The 11,415-nt window shown below is 60.3% G+C and carries 9 protein-coding genes; 1 reads left to right on the forward strand and 8 read right to left on the reverse strand.

Annotated elements, in window-relative coordinates:
• Positions 1-335 precede the first annotated feature (335 nt).
• The 8 genes from AC07XF_RS21475 to AC07XF_RS21510 all read right to left on the reverse strand — a co-directional run bounded on the left by AC07XF_RS21475 (position 336) and on the right by AC07XF_RS21510 (position 8,567).
• Positions 336-1,925 carry an AAA family ATPase gene (locus tag AC07XF_RS21475; RefSeq protein WP_495028068.1) on the reverse strand — a complete coding sequence of 530 codons (1,590 nt, stop codon included), beginning with the start codon at positions 1,923-1,925 and terminating at the stop codon, positions 336-338.
• 10 nt (positions 1,926-1,935) lie between these two features.
• Positions 1,936-3,036 carry a 3-dehydroquinate synthase gene (gene aroB, locus AC07XF_RS21480; protein WP_007999227.1) on the reverse strand — a complete coding sequence of 367 codons (1,101 nt, stop codon included), beginning with the start codon at positions 3,034-3,036 and terminating at the stop codon, positions 1,936-1,938.
• A gap of 150 nt (positions 3,037-3,186) precedes the next feature.
• Complete coding sequence (gene aroK, locus AC07XF_RS21485; protein ID WP_033063498.1) at positions 3,187-3,705, reverse strand: shikimate kinase AroK; 519 nt, start codon at positions 3,703-3,705, stop codon at positions 3,187-3,189.
• Positions 3,706-3,709: 4 nt separating this feature from the next.
• Positions 3,710-5,779 carry a type IV pilus secretin PilQ gene (locus AC07XF_RS21490; RefSeq protein WP_495028069.1) on the reverse strand — a complete coding sequence of 690 codons (2,070 nt, stop codon included), beginning with the start codon at positions 5,777-5,779 and terminating at the stop codon, positions 3,710-3,712.
• A 13-nt stretch (positions 5,780-5,792) separates the two neighbouring features.
• Positions 5,793-6,320, reverse strand: a complete 528-nt coding sequence (locus AC07XF_RS21495; protein WP_495028070.1) for a pilus assembly protein PilP — start codon at positions 6,318-6,320, stop codon at positions 5,793-5,795.
• The gene (gene pilO, locus AC07XF_RS21500) at positions 6,317-6,940 is read right to left on the reverse strand and encodes a type 4a pilus biogenesis protein PilO (protein WP_495028071.1); all 624 of its coding nucleotides are present in this window, start codon (positions 6,938-6,940) and stop codon (positions 6,317-6,319) included. Before pilO ends, AC07XF_RS21495 begins: the two co-directional genes overlap by 4 nt.
• A complete protein-coding gene (locus AC07XF_RS21505) occupies positions 6,937-7,503 on the reverse strand; it encodes a PilN domain-containing protein (RefSeq protein WP_495028072.1) in 567 nt (188 codons plus the stop codon). The genes pilO and AC07XF_RS21505 overlap by 4 nt, the downstream gene beginning before the upstream one ends.
• On the reverse strand, positions 7,503-8,567 hold the full coding sequence (locus AC07XF_RS21510; protein ID WP_495028073.1) for a pilus assembly protein PilM: 1,065 nt from the start codon (positions 8,565-8,567) through the stop codon (positions 7,503-7,505). The genes AC07XF_RS21505 and AC07XF_RS21510 overlap by 1 nt, the downstream gene beginning before the upstream one ends.
• A 216-nt stretch (positions 8,568-8,783) precedes the next feature.
• Here AC07XF_RS21510 and AC07XF_RS21515 point away from each other — a divergent pair, with 216 nt between their 5' ends.
• On the forward strand, positions 8,784-11,222 hold the full coding sequence (locus tag AC07XF_RS21515) for a penicillin-binding protein 1A (RefSeq protein WP_495028075.1): 2,439 nt from the start codon (positions 8,784-8,786) through the stop codon (positions 11,220-11,222).
• Positions 11,223-11,415: the final 193 nt, after the last annotated feature.

Consider the following 11,415-nt stretch of genomic DNA (forward strand, 5'->3'; position numbering starts at 1 on the left):
CAGGCTGCCTCTGATCGAGGCAAATTTCTTTTCAATTCAACCACTTGCCATCCGCGCCGAACGTACGCCAGCTTTGCGGGGACAAAAGGGAGGTCATTGTACACACCGACACTTGGCCTCACAAATTTGACGACGAAATGTCGCAAATCTATGTCGCATTTGTGAAAGGTTTAAAGCGATCTGCTGTGCTAGTCAAAACTTTTTTAATTTTGACCGCAACGACTCAAAGACTACTGTGACGCAGACACCACAAGGCACGCGACCCGTAGGGCAGCGCGCACTTGTAGAAATTTTGAGGTGCTTGGAGAGGCGGCCTGGGTAAGGCCGCCGAATCTTCAGCGAGTTGTTGCCAGTTCCTGTTGGACGCTGGCGACAGTGCGAGGCCAAGGTTTACCAGCCTGAACCTTCGCTGGCAAGGCCTTGATGGCGGAAACGGCTGCATCACGATTGGCGAAGTTGCCGTAGGTGATCACGAAGAGCGGCTTGCCGTTGAGGACTTTCTTGAAGTAACGGTACTCGCCGCCCTGCTCTTTGACGAAGTTTTGCGCGGCCGCTTCGGAGCTGGTGCCGAGGATCTGCACCACGTAGTTACCAGGCGCCTGACCGGCGTACCAGGTACCACCGGCCGCCTTGGCTGCCGGGGCTGGTTTTTCGGCAGGCTTGGCCGCCGCCGCAACGGCCGGTTTGGCTGGCGCTGGAGCAGGCTTGGCCACAGGAGCAGGCGCTGGCTTGGCGGTGGCGACCTGAGTCGGCGCCGGCGTCGGCTTGGCCGCTGGTGTCGGTGCAGGACCGGCCGGAACGCCCACAGGCGGCGCAGTGGTGGTCACCGTCGGCGGTGTGGCGCTGGAGCCTTCGACCGGCACGCCGTCGTCGCCTTCAGTAATTCCACCCGCCGCTTCCGCCAGCGGACTGCGCATGACCGGCTGCGAGTTACCGACCAACGGCAACGGCATCGGCTGTGTGTTACCGGCGAATTCGACGGCCGGAGCACCGCCATTCGCTGTTGGCTGCCCCTGACCCAGCGGCAATTGCGCCTGTTCGTTGGCCGGTGCACCCGTGGTCGGTGCCTTGTTGCGACCCGGCATCAACCAGGCGGCAGCTACCGCGACCACGACCACGGCGGAAATCGCCAACACGTGTTTCTTCGGCATATTGAACCCCATTTTTGGACGCTTGACCGCTGAGCGGCTGGCGATCATGGCTTCGATCATTGCATCGCGGGCGACCTGATTGATGCTTCCAGGCCAACCTTCGGAGCTTTCGTGAATATCAGAGATCTGATCCGCGGTGAAAAGTTCGATACCGCGGCCAGCACCTTCGAGCCGCTGTTCCAGATATTCGCGGGTTTCTTCCTCGGTGTAGGGTTGCAGTTCGATGACGTGGAAGCGCTCTTCTTCGAGACTCAACTGATCCAATTGAGCAATCAGCGAGGTTTCACCGAACAAGAACACATGCGGACGGCCTTCAGGCGCGCCGGCCGCCAGGACCAACAGAGCCTCAAGGGCAGACTCTTCCAGCTGTTCGGCGTCATCGACCAGCAAATAGACTTCCTGCCCGGTCAGGGCAAGCTGCACCACTTGAGCCAGGATAGCGTCGACATCGGCCTGGCCAACGTTCAGCGCCTGAGCCACCTGGCGCAACACTCCGGCCGCATCGCCGGCGCCGCGGGCAGAAACCACCACACTTTGTACCGATTGCTTGTTGGTGCTGGCGACCAGGGCCTGACGCAGCAGGGTCTTGCCACTGCCCTCGGGGCCGGTGACCACCAGCAGCAACTGACTGTAACGGGCCAGGTGATGCAGTTGCCCCAGCACCGGTTTGCGCTGGGCCGGGAAAAATTTGAAGCCAGGCACCCGTGGAGCAAAAGGGTCATGACTCAACTGGTAATGGCCGAGGAAAGCCTCGTCGGCATGCAAACTAGTCATCGTGTTCTTATTAACCTTTAAGCTGGGCCAGGGCGCGGTAGTCTGCCCCCAGCGTGGCCTGTAGAACCTCTTTCGGATAATCGTCGGTCACCACCGCTTCACCCATGTGGCGCAGCAGCACCAGGCGCAAACGACCGTCGATCACTTTTTTATCAATGGACATATGTTCGAGGAAATCGGCTTCTGTCATCTCTTCTGGCGGAATGACCGGCAGCCCCGCACGCTGGAACAGACGAATGCCACGATCGCGCTCCTGCTCGCTGATCCAGCCCAGTCGCGTGGACATCTCCAGTGCCATTACGGTGCCAGCAGCCACTGCCTCACCATGTAGCCACACACCATAGCCCATGTGGGTTTCAATGGCGTGGCCGAAAGTGTGGCCGAGGTTCAATGTGGCACGAACACCCGTCTCTTTCTCATCGGCACCGACCACCGCCGCCTTGGCTGCGCAGGAGCGTTCGATCGCATAAGTCAGGGCTTGCTGGTCCAGATTGCGCAGGCGGTCGACGTTGTCTTCGAGCCAGGTCAGGAACGGCTCATCACAGATCAGCCCGTACTTGATGACTTCAGCCAGCCCGGCGGACAGTTCGCGGGCAGGCAGGGTATTGAGGCTGGCGGTATCGATCAGCACGACATTCGGCTGGTAGAAGGCGCCGACCATGTTTTTGCCCAGCGGATGGTTGATCCCGGTCTTGCCGCCCACCGAAGAGTCGACCTGCGACAATAGTGTGGTCGGAACCTGGATGAAATCGACGCCGCGCTGGTAGCAGGCGGCGGCAAAGCCGGCCATGTCACCGATCACACCGCCACCAAGGGCGATCACCGTGGTGCGACGGTCATGCCGGGCAGTCAGCAGACCATCGAAAATCAGTTGCAGGGTTTCCCAGGTCTTGAAGGCTTCGCCGTCGGGCAGCACCACGGAAATCACCGAGAACTGCGCCAGGCTTCGGGTCAGACGCTCGAGATAGAGCGGCGCAACAGTCTCGTTGGAGATGATCGCTACTTGCCGTCCACGAATGTGCGGGGCCAGCAGCTCAGGCTGATCCAACAAACCTTCGCCAATATGAATCGGGTAGCTGCGCTCGCCTAGATCGACCTTGAGTGTCTGCATGTGTCCCCACAGTGAAGATGGAATCAGGCGTCCTGCCTGAGTTAACGAATGTCCACGGCCTCTGCTGGTGTGACGCCGCTCCTTAGCCATCCGCCACAACCTTGAACGGTCATGGCGGGACGCCGAGGATAGCGCATTTCGCGCGGCGCTTTAACGGGGTGGCAACTGCTGCAAGCGCTCTAGAATGTCGAGTACGACCATTCGTGGCGGCCGCTCATCGGTTTCGACCACCAGGTCGGCAATTTCCCGATAAAGCGGATCGCGGATCGCCAACAGATCCCGCAGGGTCTTGGCCGGATCGGCAGTACGCAGCAGTGGCCGATTGCGGTCGCGGGCCGTGCGGCCGACCTGCTGCTCGACCGACGCATGCAGATAAACCACCCGCCCACCGGCATGCAGCGCGCGGCGATTGGCTTCGCGCATGACCGCGCCACCACCTGTCGCCAGCACCACTCCGTCGTATTCGCACAGCTCGGCAATCATTGCCTGCTCGCGATCACGAAAGCCCGGTTCGCCTTCTTTATCGAAGATCCAAGGGATATTGGCGCCCGTGCGCAATTCAATTTCCTTATCGGAATCTTTGAACGGCAGGCGCAGCTCTTTGGCCAGCAACCGGCCGATGGTGCTTTTTCCAGCGCCCATCGGTCCAACAAGAATCAAATTTCGCACAGAATCAATGACTCACAGCAATCGCCTGATTATTCATGATACGCGGAGTGAGGAATACCAACAGCTCGGATTTTTTCTCCGAAACCACATCACGCCGGAAAAGGCGGCCAAGATACGGCACATCGCCAAGAAATGGCACCTTATCTACAACCTTGCTCTGAGTATTTGAGAAAACCCCGCCAATGACGATGGTCTCGCCATCGTTGACCAGGACCTTGGCATTGACCTCGTTTTTCTTGATCGGCGGTACATCCTGAACCTTGTTCAGGAAGTCCGGTTCGTCCTTGGTAACCTTGACCTCCATGATGATCCGGTTGTCTGGCGTGATCTGTGGCGTCACCTCAAGCGATAACGACGCCTCCTTGAACGACACCGAAGTCGCGCCGCTGGAGCTGGCTTCCTGATAGGGAATCTCGGTGCCCTTGAGGATTTTGGCGGTTTCCTTGTCGGACGTGACCACCTTGGGTTGCGAGACAATTTCCCCGTTGCCGGTTTTCTCCATGGCCGTCAGCTCCAGGTCCAGCAAAACATTGTCAGTGATGAACGCGATGCCGATTCCCGAGGTATTGTTGACCGCTCCCATGTCGACGAACGGTGTGTTGGTGCTGGTGCTGCCGGGCGTGCCAATGGTCGACGAGCCATTGACCCCATTGCTGACGCCGGAGGTGTTCCAGTTGCCCCTGTTCTGTATCGAACCGCCCCAGCGCACCCCGAGGCTTTTGTCATAGTCGACGTTGGCTTCGACGATCCGCGCTTCGATCATCACCTGGCGAACCGGGATATCCAGTTGCGTGACAATCCTGCGCAGCTCATCAAGCCGTTCCTGGGTCTGGTAGGCAATGATGTTGTTGGTGCGCTCATCGACGGTGATCGAACCCCGCTCATCGGCCTTCGCTTCGGCACTGGTCACCGACTGGAACAACTTGGCGATATCCGCCGCTTTGGCGTAGTTGACCTGCAACAGCTCCCGACGCAATGGCGCCAGGTCGGCGATCTGCTTTTGCGACTCCAGCTCCTGGCGCTCGCGGGCAGCAATTTCATCGGCCGGGGCGACCAGCAGCACATTGCCAACCTTGCGTTTGTCCAGCCCCTTGGTTTTCAGCACCAGATCCAGCGCCTGGTCCCACGGCACGTTCTGCAGGCGCAGGGTAATCCCCCCTTGCACCGTGTCGCTGGCTACCAGATTGAGATTGGTGAAGTCGGCGATCAGTTGCAGTACCGAGCGCACATCGATGTCCTGGAAATTCAGCGAAAGCTTCTCGCCGCTGTAGGCGTGTTGCCCGGCATTGCGCTTTTGCAGGTCATCGACCGTCGCCGGGCGAACGCTGACCGTGAGCTTACTGTCGGTCTGGTAGGTCGAGTAATCGAAGGTGCCGCCGGGTTCGATGCTGATGGTGGCCCGGTCGCCGCTGGCGCTGGCATTGACGAACTGCACCGGGGTGGCGAAATCCTTCACATCCAGGCGAACTCGCAAGGGTTCAGGCAATCGGGTCCTGGCGAAACCGAGGATGATTTTTCCGTCGCGCTCCTGGATATCCGGGGCAATCGAGGGGTCCGACAGGTCGATCACCACGTTGCCTTCGCCCTGGGTTCCCCGCTGGAAATCCACACCGCGGATGATCTTGCCTGTCGGAGTCGCGGTTCGTACCTGGGCTGGCGCTGGAGAGGCAACCGACCGGGGCGCCGGACCTTTGGCCCCTTGCCCGACCACCACGAACAGCGTGTTGCCTTCGACCCGCGAACTGTAAGGGGCCGGCTGACCCAGATTGATGATCAACCGCGCCCGATCCCTGGACTCGACCACTGTGGCGCTGCGAGCGTTGCCGTCGCCCAGGTCGCGGGTTTTGCTGGTCAGCTGGCTGACGACACCCGGCAAATCGAGCGCAATCCGGGCCGGCGACTCCGTCGTGTAGCCGTGGGGCGTCGGGGGTGGCTCATCGAAAGACAACTTCAACTCGACACGGTCTCCCGGCAGCGCAGCGACATCCAGCGCCTTGAGATTGGCCGCTTGTACCATCGGCGACAACAGCGCTATCCATAGCGACAGTCCGAAGGTGGAGAAAATCCTGTTCATTATTCGAGTTCCACTATGAGTGCTCTTTCAAAGGGATGGTCCGGGGACGCTCCAGCCAGGCCCCCTCGCCATCGGGGACGATTTCGATCACATCGACCCGGGAGCTGCTGATAGCGACGATCCGCCCATCGTTGCGCCCCAGGTAATCGCCGACTTTCAACCGATGGACCCCGCCCGCTCCTCGCAGCAACGCAAAGGAGCCGGTCGTATTGGACAGGGTTCCGACCATTTCAAACTGCTCGATATTGAAACCTTCGAGGTACTGTTTGACCCGATCGGGGTCGGGTTTGACGTTGCGCGAGCCGTGCTTGCGCCCCGCCAGATCGACCCTGAGCTGTGGCGAAAACGGGCTGCGCAGCTTCGCCGCGTTGTAAGTGAATGTCGGGTAAGACCGGAATGTGGGCGTTGGTTCAATCCTGCCCGGTGCGCGCAGGCGCATTTCGTTCATGTACGCGTCCAGATCACTGAAATCATCGCTGGCGCCACAACCACCGAGAAAAGCCGACAACACCGCAATAACCCCATAACGAACCCGGCTCATTGATGCGGCCCCTTGTCGTTGTAGCGGTAAGTCTTCGCCAGGATGCTCAGGCGCAGCTTCGGCCCGCCTTCGGGGTTGACCGGTGCAAGATCGAAGTCATGCAGGGTGACGATGCGCGGCAATCCGGCCACGCCGCTGACGAACGTGGCCAGGTCGTGATAGGCACCGACGACGGTGATCTGGATTGGCAGTTCGATGTAGAACGGCTGGGCGACCTCCGGCAACAGCTTGATCTCTTCGAACTCCAGGCCACTGCCCAGCCCCGTACGCGTGATGTCTTCCAGCAAGCCGGGGACTTCGGTATCACTGGGCAATTGCCGCAACAGCACGCCGAAGGAGTTCTCCATTTCTTTCAACTGTTGGGTATAGAGCTCCAGGTTCGCCGCCACGCGCGCCTTGGTGGCGAACTGCTCCTTGAGCGTCGACTCTTCCTCGCGCTTGAGATCGAGCTGACTTTCAAGTTCGCGGGTGGAAAAGTTGTAGCCCAGGGCCAGTACCAGGAGCATGAGCAAACCGGCCAGCAGAATCTTGATCGCCGACGGCCAGGAACCGATGTTGTTGATATCCAGGTCGTTGATGTCGATCTTGCGCAACCCTTCGAACCACTCGGACGGACTCATTTGCCCCCCTCCGGTGCTGCGGGTCGAGTCTGGCGTACGGTCAACTGGAAGACACTGACCTGATCCACCTGGCCGGCAGTCGTGGCCTTGACCTCGGTCAGGCTCGGCGCATCGAACCAGTCTGACGCCTCCAGGTTGCGCATCAAGTCTGAAACACGGTTGTTGGATTGCGCCGCACCGGTGATGGACAAGGTCTTGCCGGTCATTTTCACTTCGGTGAAGTACACGCCATCGGGCAGTGCGCGCGCCAACTGGTCAAACATTCGCCCGCTGATCGACCGATTACCTTGCAGGTCCTGGATGATGCGCATGCGCTCAACGAGTTGCTGACGGCGCTCCTTGAGGTCGCTGATCTGTTTGATCCGCTCGTCCACCACGGCAATTTGCTTGCCGATGTAATCGTTGCGGGCGACTTGCCGGTCGATGGCGTCGCTGATGGCTTGATTCGCCACTAGCACCGCGCCCACCGCGCCCGCCACTACGGCCATCATGGTCAGCAGGAAGCGCTTGCGACGGGCTTCACGCCGCTCCTCGCGCCAGGGTAAAAGGTTGATCCGCGCCATCAGTCGAAGCTCCTGAGGGCCAGACCACAGGCAATCATCAACGCCGGAGCATCACTCGCCAGGGCAGCACCATTGACCTTGCTGCCCAGAGTCATTTCGGAAAAAGGGTTCGCGACCTGGGTCGGTGTGCCCAATTGCTCCTCAATCAAACGGTCCAGCCCCGGGACCGACGCGGTTCCGCCGGCGAGCAGGATATGGTCGACGGCGTTGTACTGGCCGGCGGCAAAGAAGAACTGCAACGAACGCGACACTTGCTGCACCAGCGCTTCGCGAAACGGTTGCAAGACCTCACTGACATAGTCATCCGGCAGGCCGCCCTTCTTTTTCGCCTGGCCCGCCTGTTCCAGCGTCAGGCCGTAGCGGCGCTGGATTTCCTCGGTCAACTGCCGTCCGCCGAACAGCTGTTCGCGGGTGTAGATAATCCGTCCGCCGTGCAGCACGCTCAGGGTGGTCATGGTGGCGCCGATATCCACCACCGCGACCGTCAAACGCTCCTGGGAAACCGCGAGCCGACTGGCCAGCAACCCGAATGAGCGCTCCAGCGCGTAGGCCTCGACATCGACCACGCGGGCGGTCAGCCCCGCCAGTGTCAGGACTGCCTCGCGGACCTCGACGTTTTCCTTGCGGCAAGCGGCGAGCAATACATTGACGCGCTCGGGATTGCGCACCGAGGCGCCCTGGACTTCAAAGTCGATCGCGACTTCGTCCAGGGGATAAGGAATGTACTGATCAGCCTCGATCTTCAGCTGGCTTTCCATCTCGTCGTCGGAAAGACCGGCATCCATCTCGATGGTCTTGGTGATGACCGCCGAGCCTGCCACGGCCACCGCCACGTTCTTGAGGCCGGTTCTGGCCTTGACCAGCACGCGAGTGAGCGCCAACCCCACGCCTTCGAGTTCAGCGATATTCTTTTCGATCACCGCGCCGACCGGCAACGGCTCCACCGCATAAGCCTCGACCCGGTAACGCTCACCCTGACGGCTCAACTCCAGAAGTTTCACCGAGGTGGAGCTGATATCGATTCCCAGGAGCGTATTGGATTTTTTGTTGAAGAGTCCTAGCACTACCAATTCCCTATGACTATCCGTGAGTTACGGACTCTGCAATGTCCATTGCGTTCAATCCACCCGTCTTGACAGCAGCGCCAATGACGCTCCCGAGCAGAAAAATGCTTATAATGCCCAGCGTTTTTTTCCGCATTTGCTCAAGCGCGGGTCGTTCTCATTTAGCTTGAACCCTGTTGCCCAATTCATTTTTGCCCTGGATATCCAAAAGCCTTGATTCGTCTGCTGAAGTTTTTCGGTTGGTCCATCGTCGCGGTTTTCTGCGGACTCCTTCTGGGTCTGAGCGGGGCGTATCTCTACCTTAGTCCCGGATTACCGTCCGTGGAGGCGCTGAGAAGCATCCAGTTGCAGATTCCCCTGCGGGTCTACAGCAGCGACAACAAGTTGATCGCAGAATTCGGCGAAATGCGCCGCACACCGATCCGTTTCGCCGACATTCCCCCCAATTTCATCAATGCGTTACTAAGTGCTGAAGACGACAATTTCGCCAACCACTATGGCGTCGACCCCAGCAGCCTGATGCGTGCCGCCACCCAACTGGTCAAAAGCGGGCACATCCAGTCCGGCGGCAGCACGATCACCATGCAGGTGGCGAAGAACTTCTTCCTGACCAGCGAACGCAGCTTTTCGCGCAAGACCACCGAGATCCTTTTGGCCCTGCAGATCGAACGGCAGCTGACCAAGGACGAGATCCTCGAGCTGTACGTCAACAAGATCTATCTGGGTAACCGCGCCTATGGCATCGAGGCGGCGGCGCAGGTCTATTACGGCAAATCGATCCGCGATGTCAGCCTGGCGCAGATGGCGATGATTGCCGGCCTGCCCAAGGCGCCGTCGCGCTTCAACCCGCTGGCCAACCCGGCGCGCAGCAAGGAGCGCCGCGACTGGATCCTGGGGCGCATGTACAAGCTCGGGAAAATCAGCGAGGCCGACTACACCACTGCAGTCAACGAGCCACTGAACGCCAGCTATCACGTGCCGACCCCGGAAGTGAACGCCCCGTACATCGCCGAAATGGCCCGTGCCGAAATGGTCGGACGTTATGGCAGCGACGCCTATACCGAAGGCTTCCGCGTCACCACCACGGTGCCGAGCGACCTCCAGGAGCTGGCCAACACCGCGGTCCATGAAGGCCTGATGACCTACGATCAGCGCCACGGCTATCGCGGGCCTGAGTCGCGCCTGCCGGGCAAGACTCGCGAAGCCTGGGCGACCGAACTGACCAAACAACGCACCATCAGCAGCCTGGAACCGGCCATCGTGACCCAGGTCGACAAGAATGGCCTGCAAGTACTGACCCGCACCGGCCAGGAACACGTGAGCTGGGACACCATGAAATGGGCCCGTCCGTTCCTGAACACCAACAGCATGGGCGCCAATCCGAAGCAGCCTTCGGATGTTGCGCAGGTCGGCGATCTGATTCGCGTGCAGCGTCAGCCGGACAATTCACTGAAGTTCAGCCAGATCCCGCAGGCCCAGGGCGCGCTGGTTTCCCTGGACCCACAGAACGGCGCCATTCGTTCGCTGGTCGGCGGTTTCGCCTTCGAGCAGAGCAACTACAACCGCGCATTGCAGGCCAAGCGCCAGCCGGGGTCGAGCTTCAAACCGTTCGTCTACAGCGCCGCACTGGATAACGGCTTCACGGCCTCCAGCCTGGTGAACGACGCACCGATCGTGTTTGTCGACGAGTACCTGGACAAGGTATGGCGCCCGAAAAACGACACCAACACTTTCCTCGGCCCGATTCGCCTGCGTGAAGCGCTGTACAAGTCGCGCAACCTGGTGTCGATCCGCTTGCTGCAGGCGATGGGCGTTGGCAAGACCATTGACTACATCACGCGCTTTGGTTTCAACAAGCAGGACCTGCCGCCCAACCTGTCGCTGGCCCTGGGCACCGCGACCCTGACGCCAATGGAGATCGCCACTGGCTGGAGCACCTTCGCCAACGGTGGCTATAAGATCACCCCGTACATCATCGACAAGATCGAAAGCCGCAACGGCGACACGCTGTTCGTCGCCAACCCGCCAAGCGTGCCCAAGGGTGGCGCGGCGAGTGACGGCATTGCTGCACCGGTCGCCGAGGCCTTCACGGTCAACGTGACGCCGGGTGATGCCCCGGGCACCACGCCGGCGCCACAACCTCCGGCCGTGGCCGAACGCATTGTCGACGGACGTACCACCTTCATTCTCAACAGCATGCTTGAGGACGTGATCAAGCTCGGCACCGGTCGCCGCGCGCTGGCCCTGGGCCGCCCTGACATTGCCGGCAAGACCGGCACGACCAACGAATCGAAGGACGCCTGGTTCTCCGGTTACAACGCCGATTACGTGACGACCGTGTGGACCGGTTTCGATCAGCCGGAAAGCCTGGGCCGCAAGGAATTCGGCGGCACCGTCGCGCTGCCGATCTGGATGAACTACATGGGCGCCGCGCTCAAAGGCAAACCGCCGCACACGCAGCCAGAGCCGGAAGGCATCCTGAGCCTGCGCGTCGACCCGGTCAGCGGGCGCGCAGCCAGCCCGGGCACGCCTGGCGCCTACTTCGAGCTGTTCAAGGCTGAAGACACGCCCCCGTCGGTCAACGAACTGGGCAACGGCAATGTACCGGGCAGCCCGCTGCCGGCGGATGAAGCGGCACCGATCGATTTGTTCTGATTGCAGTAATGATGAAAAGCCCCGCCTTCGAAAGAAGTGCGGGGCTTTTTTTGCCTACCGGTTTTGATGTTGTCTGGTCCGGCCTCTTCGCGAGCAAGCCCGCTCCCACAGGAGAATGCGTTCCAATGTGGGAGCGGGCTTGCTCTGTCTCTTCTACCCCTCTGACGCCGCCGAAGATGGTATACCAGTGTAG

Source organism: Pseudomonas sp. GW821-FHT01C01, from assembly GCF_059422645.1.